Raw genomic sequence first — 20,123 nt, 5'->3', positions numbered from 1 at the left:
TCGCCACGGGAAGATCTAGAGCACCCAAGAAACCATTACAAATCCCTAACACAGGTTTTTTCCTGACTGGTGCGTCAACGCGTAGAATGCGCCGCCTTGCGCATCAAACCTCTGGACGCTTCGCCTGTGAATTCCGTAACTGACCGCCCCGCCGCTATTTCCCTCGACCGCCCGGCCCCGGTTCGCCTGGAACTCAAAGGCCTGCTTGGCCTGGCCCTGCCGATCATGATCGCGCAACTGGCAACCACCGCCATGGGCTTCGTCGATGCCGTGATGGCTGGCCGGGTCAGCCCACGGGACCTGGCTGCGGTGGCCCTGGGTAATTCGATCTGGATTCCGGTCTACCTGCTGATGACCGGCGTTCTGCTGGCCACCACCCCGAAGATCGCCCAACGCTTTGGCGCAGGGCAGCACGACGAGATCGGTCCGCTGGCACGCCAGGCGTTGTGGCTGGCACTCTGTGTCGGCCTGATGGGCAGTGGCCTGCTGCTTAGCGCCGAGCCCATCCTGCACTGGATGAAAGTCGACCCACAGTTGATTGAACCGAGCATGGGTTACTTGCAAGGTATCGCCTTCGGCTTTCCCGGCATTGCCTTCTACTATGTACTGCGCTGTTACAGCGATGGCATGGGCCGCACACGACCAAGCATGGTCATTGGCCTGTGCGGTCTATTGCTCAACATTCCGGTGAACTACGCGCTGATTTATGGTCATTTCGGCCTGCCGGCCCTCGGCGGCGTCGGTTGCGGCTGGGCCAGCGGCATCGTCATGTGGTTCATGGCCCTGAGCATGGCCGGCTGGACCCGCTGGGCGTCCTTCTATGCCCCCACGCGTGTGCTGGTGCGTTTCGATCGTCCTCAGTGGGCGGTGATCAAACGTTTGGTCGGCATCGGCCTGCCGATCGGTATCGCGGTATTTGCCGAGTCCAGCATCTTTGCTGTCATCGCCCTGCTGATCGGCAGCCTCGGGTCGACCGTCGTGGCCGGGCACCAGATCGCCCTGAACATCAGCTCGCTGCTGTTCATGATTCCTTATTCCCTGGGGATGGCGGTCACCGTACGAGTGGGTCAGGCGCTAGGGGCCGGGAACCCGTATCAGGCACGCTTCGCGGCGAAGGTCGGCCTGGGCGCGGCACTGGTGTTTGCCGCGTTCTCGGCGAGCCTGATTCTGCTCCTGCGCGAACCTATCGCCTCGATCTACACCGCCGACAAGACCGTCATCCAGATTGCCTCGATGCTGATCGTCTATGCCGCGCTGTACCAGTTTTCCGATGCTATCCAGGTGATTTGCGCCGGTGCCCTGCGCGGTTACCAGGACACCCGGGTGACCATGATCCTGACGTTGTTCGCCTATTGGGGCATTGGCCTGCCGGTGGGTTACGTGTTGGGGCTGACCGACTGGTTCGGCCCGGCCAGCGGCCCGAGCGGGCTGTGGGAAGGTCTGATTGCGGGCTTGAGCTGCGCGGCGCTGATGCTGTCCATCCGCCTGATACGCAGTGCACGCAAGCGGATTCGCATCAGTCGGTCAGCGGGTTAAGCGAGTTTCTTGCGGATCCAATAGAGGTAGGTGCCTGCCTCTTCATGCTGCCCGACCAGTTCATGGTCCAGAAACACGCAAAACTTGGGAATGTCGCGACGAGTCGACGGGTCAGTGGCAATCACCTTGAGCAGGCCGCCAGGCACCAGGTCACGAATATGCTGGTGCAGCATCATCACCGGTTCCGGGCAATTGAGGCCGGTGGCGTCAAGGGTGCCGTCTACCGGCGTATTGATCATTTCGCTCATCATTCACTCCTGAAACTTGCCGGCATTGTCGCGCAAAGTCGGGTGTATCGTCATCTGTGGTGTACGCCGTCCCTGTGGGAGCGAGCCTGCTCGCGATTCCGGTGTGTCATTCAGCATTGAAGTCGGCTGATACACCGCTTTCGCGAGCAGGCTCGCTCCCACATTGGTCCGTGTGAATCAGCGGGACTTCGGCTTTTTCACATCATGCCGGCGCAAGTGGCAGGTCACTTCTTCGCGGTCGTGGTACAGCTGTTTGCAGCCGATATCGACCCGAATGCCACGCGCCTTGAAGCCTTCTTCGATGCGCTCGAGCAAGCGCTTCACTTCGGCATAACGCTGCTTCATCGGCAGCTTCAGGTTGACCACCGCCTCGCGGCAATGCCCCTCGCCAATCCATTCTTCCAGCATCGCTGCATTGCGCGCTGGTTTCTCGACGATGTCACAGACCATCCAGTCCACGGGCTGCTTGGGCTTGAAGGTGAAACCGTCAGCCATCAAGTGCTGAACCAGCCCGGTGTCCATCAGGCTTTCAGCCATTGGGCCGTTATCGATAGCGGTCACCAGCATGCCGCGATTGACCAGTTGCCAGGTCCAGCCACCAGGCGCGGCGCCCAGGTCAACGCCGGTCATGTCGCTGTGCAAGCGCTCGTCCCACTGATCACGCGGGATGAAATGGTGCCACGCCTCTTCCAGCTTCAAGGTCGAACGGCTTGGCGCTTCACGCGGAAACTTCAGGCGCGGAATACCCATCGGCCACATCGCCGAGTTGTTGGCCTCGGCCAGACCGACAAACACTTCGCGGCCGCTTTTGAAGGTCAGCAGCAAACGCGGCTTGCTGGCGTCCTCTACCAGTTTGCCGGCGCCGGTCAGTGCTTTTCGCAGCGGGCCTTCGAATTTCTTGCAGAAGTTCGACAGCTCTTTACCGTCGTTGGTGTCGACCACTTCCAGCCACAGACTGCCACACGTCGGGAAGCTCGCCAGATGCGCGAGAATCACACTGATGCGGTCGGTTTCCGGCAGGTCGATAAAGATGCCGCGAGCCCATTGGCGCGGGAAGATCAGCTGAGAAAAACGCTGGCCGCGCATCAGGCGTTCGGCGCCATCTTCTTCGGTGCAGACAAACTCGGCGCAGGCGCTGGCGGTTTTGGCCTTGGCATAACCGGCCACGTTCAGCCGTGCGGCGTGTTCGGAAATCTCGGAACAGACTTCACCTTCGAAGCCCGGCCGGCAATGCATAAAGAGGGTGTTCATTGAATCTCCTGGGCAAATGGCGATGAATCGATGCGCAAACTTGCCCTGTAGCAAAGCCTGTCACGAAAACCGGCGCATGATATCGGAGTTCGGAACCTTGGACTTGCCTATAGAGTCCAGTTATTAGCCTTAATGTCCAAACAGGGCTAGGTTAAGAACTCTGTCTGTCCCGCCAGTCCGTAGCCGTGCGGACCCAAAGGAGTCATTTCAATGCCGTCCCTCGATAGTCTGAAGACCCTTAAAACGCTGCAAATCGACGACAAGACCTACCATTACTTCAGCTTGCCGGAAGCCGCCAAGGCCTTGGGCGATCTGGACAAACTGCCAATGTCGCTGAAAGTCCTGCTGGAAAACCTGCTGCGCTGGGAAGACGAAAAAACCGTCACTGGCGCCGACCTCAAGGCCCTCGCCGCCTGGCTCAAGGAGCGACGCAGCGACCGGGAAATTCAGTACCGCCCCGCGCGCGTATTAATGCAGGACTTCACCGGTGTGCCGGCGGTGGTCGACCTCGCGGCCATGCGCGCCGCCATGGCCAAGGCCGGCGGCGATCCGCAGCGCATCAATCCACTGTCGCCAGTGGACCTGGTGATCGACCACTCGGTGATGGTCGACAAGTTCGCCAGCAGCACCGCCTTCACGCAAAACGTCGACATCGAAATGCAGCGCAATGGCGAGCGTTACGCCTTTCTGCGCTGGGGCCAGAGCGCGTTCGACAACTTCAGCGTGGTGCCGCCGGGCACCGGCATCTGCCACCAGGTCAACCTCGAATACCTTGGCCGCACCGTGTGGACCAAGGATGAGGACGGTCGCACTTACGCCTTCCCGGATACGCTGGTGGGCACCGATTCCCACACCACCATGATCAATGGCCTCGGAGTACTCGGCTGGGGCGTTGGCGGCATCGAAGCGGAAGCGGCGATGCTCGGTCAACCAGTGTCGATGCTGATTCCGGAAGTGATCGGCTTCAAACTCACCGGCAAACTCAAGGAAGGCATCACCGCCACCGACCTCGTGTTGACCGTGACCCAGATGCTGCGCAAGAAAGGCGTGGTCGGCAAATTCGTCGAGTTTTATGGCGACGGCCTCGCCGAATTGCCATTGGCGGACCGTGCGACCATCGCCAACATGGCCCCGGAATACGGCGCCACCTGCGGCTTTTTCCCGGTGGACGACGTGACCCTGGAGTACCTGCGCCTGTCCGGTCGGCCCGCCGCCGTGGTGAAACTGGTCGAGGCCTACTGCAAAACCCAGGGCCTGTGGCGTCTGCCCGGTCAAGAACCGGTGTTCACTGACAGCCTGGCACTGGACATGAGCAGCGTCGAAGCCAGCCTCGCCGGGCCGAAACGTCCGCAGGATCGGGTGTCGCTGCCGAATGTCAGTCAGGCGTTCACTGACTTCCTCGGTCTGCAAGTCAAGCCCACCCGCCCCACCAGCAAGGAAGAAGGCCGCCTGGAAAGCGAAGGTGGTGGCGGTGTTGCCGTCGGCAATGCCGACCTCATTGGCGAAACGGACTATGAGTATGAAGGCCAGACCTATCGACTGAAAAACGGCGCCGTGGTGATCGCCGCCATCACTTCCTGCACCAACACCTCCAACCCGAGCGTGATGATGGCTGCCGGGCTGGTGGCGAAAAAAGCCGTGGAGAAAGGCCTCAAACGCAAACCCTGGGTGAAAAGCTCTCTGGCTCCCGGCTCCAAAGTGGTCACCGACTACTACAAGGCCGCCGGTCTGACCCAGTATCTGGATCAACTGGGTTTTTCCTTGGTTGGCTACGGCTGCACCACCTGCATCGGTAACTCCGGGCCGTTGCTGGAGCCGATTGAAAAAGCCATCCAGAGCTCCGACCTGGCCGTCGCCTCGGTACTGTCCGGCAACCGCAACTTCGAAGGTCGCGTGCATCCGCTGGTGAAAACCAACTGGCTCGCCTCCCCGCCGCTGGTCGTCGCTTATGCCTTGGCCGGCAGCGTACGGATGGACATCAGCAGCGAATCGCTGGGTGACGGCAAGGATGGCAAGCCGGTGTACCTGCGGGACATCTGGCCAAGCAGCAAGGAAATCGCCGACGCCGTGGCCCAGGTCGACACCGCGATGTTCCACAAGGAATACGCCGAGGTGTTCGCCGGTGACGCGCAGTGGCAAGCCATCGAAGTCCCGAAAGCGGCGACGTATGTCTGGCAGAAGGACTCCACCTACATCCAGCATCCACCGTTCTTCGATGACATTTCCGGCCCCCTGCCGGTGATTCAGGACATCAGCGGTGCGCGGGTGCTGGCTCTGCTCGGCGATTCGGTGACCACCGACCACATCTCCCCCGCCGGCAACATCAAGGCTGACAGCCCGGCCGGGCGTTACCTGCGTGAACAAGGTGTGGAACCGCGAGACTTCAACTCTTATGGCTCACGTCGCGGTAATCATGAAGTGATGATGCGCGGCACCTTCGCCAACATCCGCATTCGCAACGAAATGCTCGGCGGCGAAGAAGGCGGCAATACGCTCTACATCCCGACCGGTGAAAAACTGCCGATCTACGATGCCGCCATGCGCTATCAAGCGGCGGGCACTCCGCTGGTGGTGATCGCCGGTCAGGAATACGGCACCGGCTCAAGCCGTGACTGGGCCGCCAAGGGCACCAACCTGCTGGGTGTCAAAGCGGTGATCGCCGAGAGTTTCGAGCGGATTCACCGTTCCAACCTGGTGGGCATGGGCGTGCTGCCACTGCAGTTCAAGCTCGATCAGAACCGCAAGAGCCTGAACCTGACCGGCAAGGAGACGCTCAGCATTCAGGGGCTGACCGGCGTCGAGTTGACGCCGCGAATGAACCTGACACTGGTGATCACCCGTGAGGACGGCAGCAGCGAGAAGGTGGACGTGCTGTGCCGGATCGATACGTTGAACGAAGTGGAATACTTCAAGGCCGGAGGGATTCTGCATTACGTGTTGCGGCAGTTAATCGCGTCGTAATGCCGCACTGACAAAAACACCGCCTTCGGGCGGTGTTTTTGTTTGCGTCGCGAACGTCCCTTTAATCGCACGCCACTTGATGAGCGCCGTTCACAATGTTGTGTACGACACATAACCACTGTGGGAGCGAGCCTGCTCGCGATGAGGCCGTAACATTCAACATTAATGTCGTCTGCCAGTAAGCTATCGCGAGCAGGCTCGCTCCCACAGTGGACCGAGTCCCCCCCTGCAAAATCCCGGAAACAAGGACTTCACATGATTGCTTTGCCATGGACGTATCTGGCACTTCTTTCCATTGGTTACTGTCTGGCCCTGATCTACGGCCAACTTGGTTGGCTGACGTTGATTCCAATCGCGTTGCTGATGGTTGCCGGATTCGCCGCACGCCAACCAGCCAATCGTTACGGTCGTTATTTCGGGCACGCGGTGTTCGTGATCCTGGCGCTCGCACTGGCATTGCACTGGCTCCCCGGCTTCTACAACGGTCGCGGTATCGACCCTCAGCGCTTCACCGCCGATGCAGTGCCGTTTTCCATGTACCTGAATCTGGACAAACCTCTGATTGGCTTCTGGCTGTTGCTGGTGTGTCCGTGGATTGTCGGCCGTCGCTCGCTGCGCCTTTCACTTTATGCCACCGCGATGGCGCTGACCTTGACTGTGCTGGCCGCACTCGGTGGTGCGCTGCTGTTGGGCATCATCAGTTGGGCGCCGAAGTGGCCAACTCAAGCCTGGCTGTGGGTGCTGAACAACCTGCTGTTGGTGACACTGGTCGAGGAAGCGCTGTTTCGCGGCTACATTCAAGGTGGTTTGAGCCGGCGCCTGCAACACCTGCGCTATGGTGAACACCTCGCCCTGTTCAGCGCCGCGCTGCTGTTCGGCCTGGCGCACCTGGGTGCCGGTTGGCAATGGGTGCTGCTGGCGAGCATTGCCGGGGTTGGTTACGGTCTGGCTTATCGTTTTGGCGGACTGGGGGCGGCCATCGCCACCCATTTCGGTTTGAACCTGCTGCACTTCGGTCTCTTTACCTACCCGATGCTGGCCGGTTGAAATCAAACAATGTGCGCTACTTCTGAATATTGAAAAATAATTTCAATTTATTCCCGGCACCGCCGACAACCTGTCAAAGCCTTGCGGATTGAAAAAGCCATGCGTAATAACCAGCCCATTACACAACGCGAACGGACCTTCCCGGCTCAGCAACGGTTGATCTCGACCACAGATGCCAAAGGCGTGATCACCTACTGCAACGATGCTTTTGTCGAAATCAGCGGGTTTTCTCGTGAGGAACTGATCCGTGCGCCGCACAATCTGGTCCGTCACCCCGACGTCCCGGCTGCAGTCTTCGCGCACATGTGGGGCACACTGAAACAAGGCTTGCCATGGATGGGCATTGTCAAGAATCGCTGCAAGACCGGTGACCACTACTGGGTTAACGCCTATGTCACACCGGTGTTCGACGGCAAGCAGGTGGTCGGTTACGAGTCGGTGCGGGTCAAGCCCACCGCCGAACAGATCCGCCGCGCCGAAGCGCTTTACCAACGCATCAATCAGGGCAAGTCGGCCATTCCTCAAACGGATAAATGGCTGCCGGTGCTACAGGACTGGTTGCCGTTCATTCTGGTCAGTCAGCTGAGTTTCATGATCGGCGCGTCCCTCAACTCGCATTGGGGCTTCGCCCTCGCTGCCGGGCTTTCGGTGCCGCTCGGCCTGCTCGGTTTGAGCTGGCAACAGCGCGGCCTCAAGCGCTTGCTGCGCCTGGCCGAACAGACCACGTCCGACCCGCTGATTGCGCAGATGTACACCGACAGCCGCGGCGCTCAAGCACGACTGGAAATGTCGATTCTCAGCCAGGAAGCCCGCCTGAAAACCTGCCTGACTCGCCTGCAAGACACCGCCGAGCATCTGACCGAACAGGCTCGACAGTCCGACACCCTGGCGCACAAAAGCTCGACAGGCCTGGAACGTCAGCGTGTCGAGACCGAGCAAGTGGCGACCGCCGTCAACCAGATGGCCGCTACCACCCAGGAAGTTGCCAGCCACGTGCAACGCACCGCTGACGCTACCCAGGAAGCCAATCGCCTGACCGGTCGTGGTCGTGACATCGCCGGCGAAACCCGTGACGCGATCCAGCGCCTGTCGGTGGTCGTCGGTGAAACCGGTTTGACCGTGACCCAACTGGCCAAGGACAGCGACGAAATCGGCGGCGTGGTCGACGTAATCAAAGGTATCGCCGACCAAACCAACCTGCTGGCCCTGAACGCCGCCATCGAAGCGGCTCGGGCCGGTGAGATGGGTCGTGGTTTTGCGGTGGTGGCCGACGAAGTGCGGCAACTGGCGCAACGTACCAGCGAATCGACCGGGCAGATCCACAGCCTGATCGCCAAGCTGCAACAGACCGCCAGCACGGCGGTGCAAACCATGGAAGCCGGTCATCGCCAGGCTGAAGAAGGCGTGGCGCGGGTCCTGGAAGCTGACCAGGCACTGGTAGGCATCAGCGAAGCGGTGGCCAACATCACCGACATGACCACGCAAATTGCTGCGGCTACCGAAGAGCAAAGCGCAGTGGCCGAAGAGATCAGCCGCAACATCAGCACCATCGCGCAATTGGCTGACCAGACCTCGGAGCAGGCACAGAACTCGGCGCTGCTGAGTGAAGAGCTGACACGCACAGCGAATACCCAGTATTCGTTGGTGGAGCGATTTAACCGCTGATTGGTGCCGAAAAGACAAAAAACCGGACGGTGAAAGCCTCCGGTTTTTTATTGCCAACTTTAAAGTGGCGCTGCCAGCCAGACCGACATCGCGAGCAGGCTCGCTCCCACAGGGATTTGTGCACCACCACAATCCACTGTGGGAGCGAGCCTGCTCGCGATGAGGCCGTGACTGCCACCATCAATATCAGAGAAGAAATTCAGCAACCTTTTGCGCCGCAATCACCAAATGCTGCTCATGAGTAAACCCCGAGGCCTTCAGCGGTTTCAGATCATGGTCGGCAGCCGTCAACCAGAACACCTCGATGCTCGGCGCCAACTCATACCCCTCGACTGTTGCGCGATTACCCAGCGCATCCCTCTCCCCCTGCACAATCAACGTCGGCGTCTTGAGCGAAGCCAGATGCTCGACTCGCGGCTTCTCGGGTTTGCCCACTGCATAAAACGGATACCCCAGACACACCAGCGCATCCGCGCCTAACTCATCGGCCAGCAAACTGGCCATGCGCCCGCCCATGGACTTGCCGCCAATCGCCAGACGCCCAGTGACATGGCGTCGCACCACGGCATGCACCTCACGCCAGCATTCGAGCAATTTAGGCGCTGGATTGGGGGGGCGCTTGCCGCCATCCAGACGCCGCTGCGCCATGTACGGAAACTCGAAACGCAGCACGTTGACGCCCTGCCCGGCAAGGCGTGCGGCGATGTCGTTCATCCAGTCACTGTCCATCGGTGCACCGGCGCCATGAGCGAGAATCAGCGTCGCCGATGCCGGCACTGAGGCGGCATCCCACAACCATCCGTGATCCTGCACGCACTGCGCCCATTGATCCCCGTCAATACTGGCCTTGTGCTGTTTGTCCATGCTTGCCTCGCTTTTAATCTGCCTATAACTCCAGGCGAAGGAAGCGTCATCGCCTTGCGCAGACGCCTTCACTTCGGCTGAACCGTGGATGGGGAACCATGAACACTTCTTTAAGTACCGCCTATAACTACAAGGTGGTCCGCCAATTCGCCATTATGACGGTGGTGTGGGGCATCGTCGGCATGGGGCTCGGGGTTTTTCTCGCGGCTCAATTGGTCTGGCCCGAACTCAACTTCAATTTGCCCTGGACCAGCTTCGGCCGTTTGCGCCCGCTGCACACCAACGCGGTGATCTTCGCCTTTGGCGGTTGCGCACTGTTTGCCAGCTCTTTCTACTCGGTGCAGCGCACCTGCCAGACCCAGCTGTTCGCGCCGAAACTCGCGCAGTTCTGCTTCTGGGGCTGGCAGTTGGTGATCGTGCTGGCCGCAATCAGTTTGCCGCTGGGCTACACCACCTCCAAGGAATACGCCGAGCTGGAATGGCCGATCGCCATTCTCATCGCCATTGTCTGGGTGGCCTACGGCGTCGTGTTCTTCGGCACGGTGATGAAGCGCAAAACCAAGCACATCTACGTCGGTAACTGGTTTTTCGGTGCGTTCATCATCACCGTAGCCATCCTGCACATCGTCAACCACGCGTCCCTGCCGGTGAGCTTCGTCAAGTCCTACTCGGCATACGGTGGTGCGACCGATGCCATGGTGCAGTGGTGGTACGGGCATAACGCCGTAGGTTTCTTCCTCACAGCAGGCTTCCTCGGGATGATGTACTACTTCGTGCCGAAACAGGCCGAGCGTCCGGTGTACTCCTATCGCCTGTCCATCGTGCACTTCTGGGCACTGATCACCCTGTACATCTGGGCCGGCCCGCACCACTTGCACTACACCGCGCTGCCGGACTGGGCACAGTCCCTGGGCATGGTGATGTCGCTGGTACTGCTGGCGCCAAGTTGGGGCGGGATGATCAACGGGATGATGACCTTGTCGGGGGCCTGGCATAAGTTGCGCAGCGACCCGATCCTGCGCTTCCTCGTGGTGTCCCTGGCGTTCTACGGCATGTCGACCTTTGAAGGTCCGATGATGGCCATCAAAACGGTCAACGCCCTCTCCCACTACACCGACTGGACCATCGGCCACGTACACGCCGGCGCACTCGGCTGGGTGGCGATGATCTCGATCGGCGCGCTGTACCACATGATCCCGAAAATCTTTGGCCGCACGCAGATGCACAGCCTCGGCCTGATCAACTCGCACTTCTGGCTCGCGACCATCGGCACCGTGCTCTACATCGCCTCGATGTGGGTCAACGGCATCGCCCAGGGCCTGATGTGGCGCGCGATCAACGAAGACGGCACGTTGACCTACTCCTTCGTCGAAACCCTGGCGGCCAGCCACCCAGGGTACGTCGTGCGACTGGTGGGCGGCGCGATCTTCTTCAGCGGCATGTTGCTGATGGCTTACAACACCTGGCGCACCGTGCGTGCCGCACAGCCAGCCGAAGTCGCCGCCGCGGCGCAGATGGCCTGAGGAGTCCGCCATGAAACACGAAACGATTGAGAAAAACGTCGGCCTGCTGTTGCTGCTGATGGTCTTCGCAGTGAGCATCGGCGGTCTGACCCAGATCGTCCCGTTGTTCTTCCAGGACGTCACCAACAAGCCGGTCGAAGGCATGAAGCCTTACACCGCGCTGCAGCTCGAAGGTCGCGACATCTACATCCGCGAAGGTTGTGTGCAGTGTCACTCGCAGATGATTCGTCCATTCCGCGCCGAAACCGAGCGCTACGGCCACTACTCGGTGGCGGGTGAAAGCGTCTGGGATCACCCGTTCCTGTGGGGCTCCAAGCGTACCGGTCCGGACCTGGCCCGGGTCGGCGGCCGCTACTCGGAAGACTGGCACCGCGCACACTTGTACAACCCGCGCAACGTCGTGCCGGAGTCGAAGATGCCTGCCTACCCCTGGCTGGTGGCCAACCCGCTCGACAGCAGCCACACCGAAACCAAGTTGCGGGTCATGCGCACTCTTGGCGTTCCGTACACCGACGAAGACATCGCAGGCAGCGTCGAAACGCTCAAGGGCAAGACCGAAATGGACGCGCTGGTCGCCTACCTGCAAGTGCTCGGCACTGCAATCAAGAGCAAGAGGTGAACCATGGTCTTTGAGATGAGTACTGGAATGATCCGCGGCCTCGGCACGGTCGTGGTGTTCGTGGCCTTTGTCGGCCTGGCGCTGTGGGTGTTCAACAGCAAGCGCAGCTCGGAATTCGCCGAAGCGTGTCTGCTGCCCTTTGCCGATGAACCGCAACCCGACGACGCCGACACTAAAGAACCCGCAACAAGGAGTACCCGGCCATGACCACCTTCTGGAGTACGTGGATCTGCGTACTGACCATTGGCAGCCTGATCGGCCTGACGTGGTTGCTGATCGGCACCCGTAAGGGCGAAACCAAGGGCAGCGTCGACCAGACCATGGGCCACAGCTTCGACGGCATCGAGGAATACGACAATCCATTGCCGCAGTGGTGGTTCATGTTGTTCGCCGGGACCCTGGTGTTTGCCGTCGGTTACCTGATCCTGTATCCGGGCCTGGGTAACTGGAAGGGCATCCTGCCGGGCTATGAAGACGGCTGGACCCAGACCAAGGAGTGGGAAAAGGAAATGGCCAAGGCCGACACCAGGTTCGGACCGATCTTCGCCAAATTCGCGGTGATGCCCGTGGAAGAAGTCGCCAAAGACCCGCAAGCGCTGAAAATGGGCGGTCGCCTGTTTGCCTCCAACTGCGCGGTCTGCCACGGCTCGGATGCCAAGGGCGCCTTCGGTTTCCCCAACCTCGCCGACAACATCTGGCGCTGGGGCGGCAGTGCCGAAACCATCAAGACCACGATCATGGGTGGACGCATGGCGGCCATGCCGGCCTGGGGTGAAGTATTGGGTGAGACCGGGGTGAAAAACGTGGCGGCCTATGTGCGTCACGAGCTCGCCGGCCTGCCACTGCCAGCCGACAGCGGTGCTGACCTGCAAGCCGGACAGCAAACATTCAGCACCACCTGCGCAGCCTGTCACGGCGCAAACGGCCAGGGCACGGAACTGATGGGGGCGCCGAACCTGACGCAACCGGCAGGTTTCATCTACGGCACCAGCCTGACGCAGCTGCAACAGACCATCCGCCATGGTCGCCAGGGTCACATGCCGGCGCAGAGCGAACTGCTCGGTAACGACAAGGTGCAACTGCTGGCCGCTTATGTGTACAGCTTGTCTCACGCGGCCCGCGCCGAGCGTTTGCAGACTGAAAGCAAAACCGAATAAATCTTGACCGCTCTACTGCCGCATTCACTCGAATGCGGCAGTTCCCTGCCCCTTTGCGACGCATTGTCGCACCCTCCATTGGTCCGCCTTTCGGTTCCACGGATTCACGTCTAAGCTTGCTCCGAAGCGGACTGGCAACAGCCGGTCAAGGGTCAACCGTACACGATGCGTTCGACGAATCTGTTCGATGACAGGCCGCAAAGGCTGGTAGATACCGGCTGTCGCGCAAGTTGCCGTCTGTCACCTGCCCGCCTCGTTTGAACACACCCAGTTACAACTGACCAGACCCCCTCGCCTTTTTCGTCCGCCGGGACATTTTGCCCATGGGTAATTTTGTCCCTACGCGGCGCATGGAAAGGCCGCAGAATCAGCTTTTGGAAGCATTGACGCAGGTCATGGCGCGTTGCAATGACCCCCTGTTTTCTCCATACTTGCGACCGATTTTTACTCCTAATAAAACACCCAAACCGTGGAACCTTAGAATGAGCACAGCAATCAGTCCGACTGCTTATAACTATAAGGTAGTCCGCCAGTTCGCCATCATGACGGTGGTCTGGGGGATCCTTGGCATGGGGCTTGGTGTCTTTATCGCCTCACAGCTCGTATGGCCAGAACTCAACTTTGGCCTGCCGTGGACGACTTTTGGACGCCTACGCCCGTTGCACACCAACCTGGTGATTTTCGCCTTTGGTGGTTGTGCATTGTTTGCCACTTCCTATTACGTCGTGCAGCGAACCTGCCAAACGCGACTGATTTCCGACAGCCTCGCCGCCTTCCACTTCTGGGGTTGGCAAGCGGTGATCGTCGGCGCGATCGTTACCTTGCCGCTGGGTTACACCACCACCAAGGAATACGCGGAACTGGAATGGCCTCTGGCTATCCTGCTGGCTATCGTCTGGGTCACCTACGGTCTGGTGTTCTTCGGCACCATCGTCAAGCGCAAGACCAAGCACATCTACGTCGGCAACTGGTTCTACGGTGCCTTCATCGTTGTGACGGCGATGCTGCACATCGTCAACCACGCCTCCCTGCCGGTCAGCTTCTTCAAGTCCTACTCGGCGTACGCCGGTGCGACTGACGCCATGATCCAGTGGTGGTACGGCCACAACGCGGTCGGTTTCTTCCTGACCACCGGTTTCCTGGGGATGATGTACTACTTCGTTCCTAAACAGGCCGAGCGTCCGATCTACTCGTATCGCCTGTCGATCGTGCACTTCTGGGCACTGATCACCCTGTACATCTGGGCAGGTCCCCACCACCTGCACTACACCGCACTGCCGGACTGGGCTCAGTCTTTGGGCATGGCGATGTCGATCATCCTGCTGGCGCCAAGCTGGGGCGGCATGATCAACGGCATGATGACCCTGTCGGGAGCCTGGCATAAGCTGCGCACCGACCCGATTCTGCGCTTCCTGGTCGTGTCCCTGGCGTTCTATGGCATGTCGACCTTCGAAGGCCCGATGATGGCCATCAAGACTGTCAACTCGCTGTCTCACTACACCGACTGGACCATCGGCCACGTACACGCCGGTGCTTTGGGCTGGGTGGCGATGATCTCGATCGGCGCCATCTACCACATGATTCCGAAACTGTTCGGTCGCACGCAGATGCACAGCATCGGCCTGATCAACACGCACTTCTGGCTCGCGACCATCGGTACCGTGCTCTACATCGCCTCGATGTGGGTCAACGGCATCACCCAGGGTCTGATGTGGCGTGCAATCAACGATGACGGCACCCTCACTTACTCCTTCGTCGAAGCCCTGCAAGCCAGTCACCCTGGTTACATCGTTCGTGCCCTGGGCGGCGCGTTCTTCGCCAGCGGCATGCTGTTCATGGCCTACAACGTGTTCCGTACCGTTCGCGCCTCGAACCCGGCTGAAGCCGAAGCCGCCGCTCAGATTGCTGTAGTTGGAGCTCACTGATGAAGCATGAAGCAGTCGAGAAGAATATTGGCCTGCTGGCCTTCTTCATGGTCATCGCCGTCAGTATCGGCGGCCTGACCCAGATCGTTCCGCTGTTCTTCCAGGACGTCACCAACAAGCCGGTCGAAGGCATGAAGCCTCGCCCCGCCCTTGAACTGGAAGGTCGTGACATCTTCATCGCCAACGGTTGTGTCGGCTGCCATTCGCAGATGATCCGCCCGTTCCGCGCTGAAACCGAACGTTATGGCCACTACTCGGTCGCCGGTGAAAGCGTTTGGGACCACCCGTTCCTGTGGGGTTCCAAGCGTACCGGCCCGGACCTGGCCCGTGTCGGCGGTCGTTACTCCGATGACTGGCACCGCGCGCACTTGTACAACCCGCGCAACGTTGTGCCTGAGTCGAAAATGCCGGCTTACCCGTTCCTCGTAGAAAACAAGCTCGACGGCAAAGACACCGCCAAGAAAATGGAAGTCTTGCGCACGCTCGGCGTTCCTTACACCGACGAAGACATCGCCGGTGCAAAAGATGCCGTGAAGGGCAAAACCGAAATGGACGCGCTGGTGGCCTATCTGCAAGGCCTGGGCACCATCATCAAAAGCAAACGGTGATCTGGATGGATATCGGGATGATTCGTGGCCTGGGCACCGTTGTCGTGATGGTTGCCTTTATCGGTCTGGCGCTGTGGGTATTCAGCCCCAAGCGCAAGTCGGAGTTTGAAGACGCGACCTTGCTGCCTTTCGCGGATGATCCCGAAGCCATCAAGCACGTCGAGCAAGCTTCTAGGAGTAACAAAGAATGACTACGTTCTGGAGTCTGTACGTCACAGTCCTCAGTCTGGGTACCATCTTCGCCCTGACCTGGCTGCTGCTGTCGACCCGCAAGGGCCAGCGCGCCGAGCAGACGGAAGAGACGGTTGGCCACTCCTTCGACGGGATCGAGGAGTACGACAACCCACTGCCGAAATGGTGGTTCATGCTGTTCGTCGGCACCATCATCTTCGCACTGGGCTACCTGGCGCTGTACCCGGGCCTGGGTAACTGGAAAGGCCTGCTGCCGGGTTACGGCTACCTCGACAACGAGAAGCAGACCCCGTTCGCCAACGGCCAGTCCGGCTGGACCGGCGTTCACGAGTGGGAAAAGGAAATGGCCAAATCGGATGCCAAGTTCGGTCCGATCTTTGCCAAATTCGCGGCCATGCCGATTGAAGATGTCGCCAAAGACCCGCAAGCCCTGAAGATGGGTGGCCGCCTGTTTGCCTCCAACTGCTCGGTTTGCCACGGTTCCGACGCCAAGGGCGCTTATGGCTTCCCTAACCTGACCGGCAAAGTCTGGCGCTGGGGCGGCGAGCCGGAAACCATCAAGACCACCATCATGGGCGGCCGTCACGCGATGATGCCAGCCTGGGGTGAAGTCATCGGCGAACAAGGCGTCAGCGACGTCGCCTCTTTCGTCCTGACCAGCCTCCATGGCCGCAAGCTGCCGGAAGGCGCCAAGGCTGATCCGGTTGCCGGCCAGAAGCTCTTCGCCGCCAACTGCGTGGCTTGCCACGGTCCGGAAGGCAAAGGCACCCCGGCAATGGGCGCGCCGAACCTGACTCACCCGGAAGCGTTCATCTACGGTTCGAGCTTCGCCCAACTGCAGCAGACCATCCGTTACGGCCGTCAGGGCCAGATGCCTGCGCAAGCGCAACTGCAAGGTAACGACAAGGTTCACCTGCTGGCCGCTTACGTTTACAGCCTCTCTCACGGTGAGAAAGCGGCTGACGCCCAGTAAGGCAAACGCTTGAAGCAACAAAAAACGGCCCCGCCAATGAGAATTGACGGGGCCGTTTTCATTTCAGCGACAGTGTGGACGTTTACTTGACAGGGATAGTCGATATGACTTTGCGGCTGGGCCAGTTATTGCCTTGCACGCGGCTGACTGTCAGGCTTCTGCGATCCGCTGAAAAACTGGTAATCAGGTAGGTCTGCTGGGAAGCACCACCGCTCAGGAACACTGGCACATCACCAAAATAGTCGCGTTTGTTCCAGCCAAAGTACTCACCAGAATCCTCGTGATAGTGCCCGGCGAACACTGCCGTGACCTTGTAGTCCTGAATCATCTTCTTGAACCGGGCAATCTGCCCGTCAGTACCCTTCCACCGGTCAGGCTTATGCATATTGAGGATGATGATCTTGCCCTGATCGCGAGCCGACTTTAAATCCCGCTCCAGCCAATCCAGGGAATCGCCAATGTTATAGCCCGTTGGCGCCCCCCAGTCCCAGGCGGTAAAGCTCACGGAGTAAGTCGGTTCATTATGCAACTGCACAAGATGGACATCGCCGTGATCCCTGGCATACGCCAGACTGCCGTTCCAGATCTTTTTTATGCCGCCATTTTCCTGAATAGTCAGATCGACATTATCCAATTTCCCCCAGTAACGTTCTTTTAGCTCAACAACACTACCCGCTGCGCAACTATTCAAAAAACAATCATCAATGTTGTTTTCATAATCGTGATTGCCCAGTCCATAGTCATAAACACCGCCCAGTTTCGCATCCAGAATGGGCTTCACCACAGAACGCTGCCAGCCATGCCCGAATGCAGTGATATCACCATTGATCATCACCGGGACTCGACCCGCACCACCAAAGTTCTTTCTGAAGTCCGCGACATCCGCGTATTGGGTTTCTATCAGCCATTGGGAACGAGCATCGCGTTCCGAGTCTGATTGAGGTGCTTCATCATCACTCTTTTCCGTCCATGGATATTGCGGATCAGACGTAAACACCATATGCATCGGCGAGTAGTGTGCAGCGTTGGAGTGGGCCACTGGCATCGCAGATAAAAACACCAGGCAGGTGACAAACTTAAAACCATCGATCAACTTCATAAACATTCCATATTCATAAAAATCCATATAAAAGCCAAACAAATATTCGACTTGCGAAGAACCTAACCCACACTAAAAAACAACACAAACCCACGTCATTCCAAAATTAATTAACCATATTTCTTATAACAACAAGCACGTACCTATTACGCACGATGACACCCTGCAAGAGCACCTGACAGTGACGAGCGTGTGAGAATCGCAGCGTTCGGCCAACCAGGAGCGCCCACGGGGAGTGTTGATGCGCCGGAGGAAACACCGCGGCGTGAAAATCGTCCATACTCAAACAAGTCAATTGACCTGCATCACGATTTGTTACATTTGCTACACCATCCACGATTTTTACCCAACGCGACCAAAGGTCGCACCCTTGTGCTAGAGCGACAGGCGTATCATTGCGCCACTGCAACACCTCTTTTTGACCGCGGTCGGCACGTACTGACCGAGGCATTTTTCCACTGCCGTGGGATGCAATGATGAGCAACCAGATTCCGGTACACGACGTCACCCCACCTGCCAAGAACGCGAATAACAGCGTCGACCTCTACGCCTCTCGGGAAAAAATCTACACCCGCGCCTTCACCGGTCTGTTCCGCAATCTGCGGATGGTCGGCGGTGCCGTGTTGTTCCTGTTGTATTTCGGCACGGTCTGGCTCAACTGGGGCGGTCACCAGGCAGTCTGGTGGAACCTGCCGGAGCGTAAGTTCTTCATCTTCGGCGCAACCTTCTGGCCACAGGACTTCATTCTGCTGTCCGGCCTGTTGATCATCAGCGCCTTCGGCCTGTTCTTCATTACCGTGTATGCCGGACGCGTCTGGTGCGGCTATACCTGCCCGCAGAGCGTCTGGACCTGGATTTTCATGTGGTGCGAGAAGGTCACCGAAGGCGACCGCAACCAGCGCATCAAGCTCGACAAGGCACCGATGAGTGCCAACAAGTTCCTGCGCAAGCTCAGCAAACACACGATGTGGCTGTTGATCGGCTTCGGCACCGGCATGACCTTCGTCGGCTACTTCTCGCCGATTCGTGAACTGACCATCGACTTCTTCATCGGCCAGGCCGATGGCTGGTCATATTTCTGGGTCGGTTTCTTCACCCTCGCCACCTACGGCAACGCCGGCTGGCTGCGCGAGCAAGTGTGCATCTACATGTGCCCGTATGCGCGCTTCCAGAGCGTGATGTTCGACAAGGACACGCTGATTGTTTCCTACGACCCACGTCGCGGCGAAACCCGTGGGCCGCGCAAGAAAGGCATCGACTACAAGGCCCAGGGCCTGGGTGACTGCATCGACTGCACCATGTGCGTTCAGGTGTGCCCGACCGGCATCGACATCCGTGACGGCTTGCAGATCGAATGCATCGGCTGCGCCGCCTGCGTCGATGCCTGCGACAGCATCATGGACAAGATGGAGTACCCGCGCGGGCTGATCAGCTACACCACCGAGCACAACCTGTCCGGGCAAAAAACCCATAAACTGCGTCCGCGCCTGATCGGCTACGCGCTGGTGTTGCTGACCATGATCGGCCTGCTGATCACTGCGTTCTTCATGCGGTCGCTGGTCGGTTTCGATGTCAGCAAGGACCGTGTGCTGTATCGCGAGAACGCCGAAGGCCGGATCGAGAACGTCTACAGCCTCAAAATCATGAACAAGGACCAGCGCGACCACACCTACGTGCTGGAAGCCTCCGGCCTGCCGGATCTCAAGCTGCAAGGCAAGCGCGAGATCAAGGTGACCGCCGGGGAAATTTTCAACATGCCGGTCGAATTGTCGAGCGCACCGGAACAACTGCCGTCCAGCACCAACGAGGTGAAATTCACCCTCAAGGATGCCGACGACGACAGCGTCCACGTTGAAGCCAAGAGCCGGTTCATCGGCCCACAAATTCGTTGAGAGAAGTCATCATGCCCGCAGCAACTGCCACCAGCCCTTGGTACAAGCACCTCTGGCCATGGATCATCATCGGTATCCTGGCCTGTTCGGTGACACTGACCCTGTCCATGGTGACCATCGCGGTGAAAAACCCGGACAACCTGGTCAACGACAACTACTACGAGGCGGGTAAAGGTATCAACCGCTCGCTGGACCGCGAGTTGCTGGCCCAGACCCTGCTGATGCATGCCCGCCTGCGCCTGGATGAAGTGACCGGTGAGGTCGACTTGCACCTGACCGGCAATAGCATGCCTGCGACCGTGGAACTGAACCTGATCTCACCGACCCAGCCGGAGAAGGATCGCAAGATCATCCTGACCCGTAGCGAGACCGAACAGGGGCGTTATATCGGCCAGTTGACCGACAAGATCGAAGGCCGGCGCTTCGTCGAGCTGCTGGGCAGCCAGGACGATCATGTGTGGCGCCTGTTCGAAGAAGAACAGATCAGCCACGACAAGGATTTGCTGCTCGGCGACGAACCGCTGCAGGGCGCGGAAGACCTGAAGCAGTAAAAACCTGCGATC

At 59.2% G+C, this 20,123-nt stretch carries 18 protein-coding genes; 14 read left to right on the top strand and 4 right to left on the bottom strand.

Annotated elements, in window-relative coordinates:
- Positions 1-126: 126 nt before the first annotated feature.
- On the top strand, positions 127-1,536 hold the full coding sequence (locus NTD87_RS19045; protein ID WP_262115720.1) for an MATE family efflux transporter: 1,410 nt from the start codon (positions 127-129) through the stop codon (positions 1,534-1,536).
- Here NTD87_RS19045 and tusA read toward each other — a convergent pair.
- Positions 1,533-1,784 carry a sulfurtransferase TusA gene (gene tusA, locus NTD87_RS19040; protein ID WP_071550969.1) on the bottom strand — a complete coding sequence of 84 codons (252 nt, stop codon included), beginning with the start codon at positions 1,782-1,784 and terminating at the stop codon, positions 1,533-1,535. The two genes, NTD87_RS19045 and tusA, sit on opposite strands and share 4 nt — an antisense overlap.
- Before the next feature lie 177 nt (positions 1,785-1,961).
- Complete coding sequence (rlmM, locus tag NTD87_RS19035; RefSeq protein WP_262115718.1) at positions 1,962-3,035, bottom strand: 23S rRNA (cytidine(2498)-2'-O)-methyltransferase RlmM; 1,074 nt, start codon at positions 3,033-3,035, stop codon at positions 1,962-1,964.
- A 210-nt stretch (positions 3,036-3,245) separates the two neighbouring features.
- Here rlmM and acnA point away from each other — a divergent pair, with 210 nt between their 5' ends.
- From acnA to NTD87_RS19020, 3 genes are all read left to right on the top strand, one after another.
- Positions 3,246-5,996 (top strand): aconitate hydratase AcnA, encoded by a 2,751-nt coding sequence (gene acnA / locus NTD87_RS19030; RefSeq protein WP_262115716.1) that lies wholly within the window; start codon positions 3,246-3,248, stop codon positions 5,994-5,996.
- A gap of 255 nt (positions 5,997-6,251) precedes the next feature.
- The gene (locus tag NTD87_RS19025; RefSeq protein ID WP_262115714.1) at positions 6,252-7,043 is read left to right on the top strand and encodes a CPBP family intramembrane glutamic endopeptidase; all 792 of its coding nucleotides are present in this window, start codon (positions 6,252-6,254) and stop codon (positions 7,041-7,043) included.
- A gap of 99 nt (positions 7,044-7,142) precedes the next feature.
- Entirely contained in the window at positions 7,143-8,708 is a 1,566-nt protein-coding gene (locus NTD87_RS19020; RefSeq protein ID WP_262115712.1) for a methyl-accepting chemotaxis protein, read from the top strand.
- Between the two features lie 186 nt (positions 8,709-8,894).
- Here the strand turns inward: NTD87_RS19020 and NTD87_RS19015 are convergent, their stop codons facing one another.
- Positions 8,895-9,572: an alpha/beta family hydrolase gene (locus NTD87_RS19015; RefSeq protein WP_262115710.1), complete on the bottom strand. Its 678-nt coding sequence runs from the start codon at positions 9,570-9,572 to the stop codon at positions 8,895-8,897.
- A 98-nt stretch (positions 9,573-9,670) separates the two neighbouring features.
- On the opposite strand from NTD87_RS19015, the gene ccoN (NTD87_RS19010) reads away from it, so the two are divergent.
- From ccoN (NTD87_RS19010) to ccoP (NTD87_RS18975), 8 genes are all read left to right on the top strand, one after another.
- Positions 9,671-11,095 (top strand): cytochrome-c oxidase, cbb3-type subunit I, encoded by a 1,425-nt coding sequence (ccoN, locus tag NTD87_RS19010; RefSeq protein WP_262115708.1) that lies wholly within the window; start codon positions 9,671-9,673, stop codon positions 11,093-11,095.
- Between the two features lie 10 nt (positions 11,096-11,105).
- Positions 11,106-11,714, top strand: coding sequence for a cytochrome-c oxidase, cbb3-type subunit II (gene ccoO, locus NTD87_RS19005; RefSeq protein WP_123425672.1), 609 nt, complete (start codon positions 11,106-11,108; stop codon positions 11,712-11,714).
- A 3-nt stretch (positions 11,715-11,717) separates the two neighbouring features.
- Complete coding sequence (locus NTD87_RS19000) at positions 11,718-11,921, top strand: cbb3-type cytochrome oxidase subunit 3 (RefSeq protein ID WP_262115705.1); 204 nt, start codon at positions 11,718-11,720, stop codon at positions 11,919-11,921.
- Positions 11,918-12,871, top strand: coding sequence for a cytochrome-c oxidase, cbb3-type subunit III (gene ccoP, locus NTD87_RS18995; protein ID WP_262115703.1), 954 nt, complete (start codon positions 11,918-11,920; stop codon positions 12,869-12,871). Before NTD87_RS19000 ends, ccoP (NTD87_RS18995) begins: the two co-directional genes overlap by 4 nt.
- 482 nt (positions 12,872-13,353) lie before the next feature.
- Complete coding sequence (gene ccoN / locus NTD87_RS18990; protein ID WP_262115701.1) at positions 13,354-14,796, top strand: cytochrome-c oxidase, cbb3-type subunit I; 1,443 nt, start codon at positions 13,354-13,356, stop codon at positions 14,794-14,796.
- A complete protein-coding gene (gene ccoO / locus NTD87_RS18985; RefSeq protein ID WP_262115699.1) occupies positions 14,796-15,404 on the top strand; it encodes a cytochrome-c oxidase, cbb3-type subunit II in 609 nt (202 codons plus the stop codon). Before ccoN (NTD87_RS18990) ends, ccoO (NTD87_RS18985) begins: the two co-directional genes overlap by 1 nt.
- 5 nt (positions 15,405-15,409) lie before the next feature.
- Positions 15,410-15,595, top strand: coding sequence for a CcoQ/FixQ family Cbb3-type cytochrome c oxidase assembly chaperone (locus tag NTD87_RS18980; protein WP_003175465.1), 186 nt, complete (start codon positions 15,410-15,412; stop codon positions 15,593-15,595).
- A complete protein-coding gene (gene ccoP, locus NTD87_RS18975; protein ID WP_262115697.1) occupies positions 15,592-16,569 on the top strand; it encodes a cytochrome-c oxidase, cbb3-type subunit III in 978 nt (325 codons plus the stop codon). Before NTD87_RS18980 ends, ccoP (NTD87_RS18975) begins: the two co-directional genes overlap by 4 nt.
- 82 nt (positions 16,570-16,651) lie before the next feature.
- On the opposite strand, the gene NTD87_RS18970 is transcribed toward ccoP (NTD87_RS18975), so the two are convergent.
- Positions 16,652-17,668, bottom strand: a complete 1,017-nt coding sequence (locus NTD87_RS18970) for a metallophosphoesterase family protein (protein WP_262115695.1) — start codon at positions 17,666-17,668, stop codon at positions 16,652-16,654.
- Positions 17,669-18,144: 476 nt separating this feature from the next.
- Here NTD87_RS18970 and ccoG point away from each other — a divergent pair, with 476 nt between their 5' ends.
- The gene (gene ccoG / locus NTD87_RS18965; protein ID WP_262115693.1) at positions 18,145-19,560 is read left to right on the top strand and encodes a cytochrome c oxidase accessory protein CcoG; all 1,416 of its coding nucleotides are present in this window, start codon (positions 18,145-18,147) and stop codon (positions 19,558-19,560) included.
- Between the two features lie 11 nt (positions 19,561-19,571).
- Positions 19,572-20,111, top strand: coding sequence for a FixH family protein (locus NTD87_RS18960; protein ID WP_262115691.1), 540 nt, complete (start codon positions 19,572-19,574; stop codon positions 20,109-20,111).
- The last annotated feature ends 12 nt before the right edge of the window (positions 20,112-20,123 follow it).

The sequence above is a fragment of the Pseudomonas sp. 6D_7.1_Bac1 genome, from assembly GCF_025465945.1.
Lineage (GTDB): Bacteria > Pseudomonadota > Gammaproteobacteria > Pseudomonadales > Pseudomonadaceae > Aquipseudomonas.
Note: the sequence above shows the minus strand (reverse complement) of the source record. Positions and strands in the feature narration are given on the sequence as shown.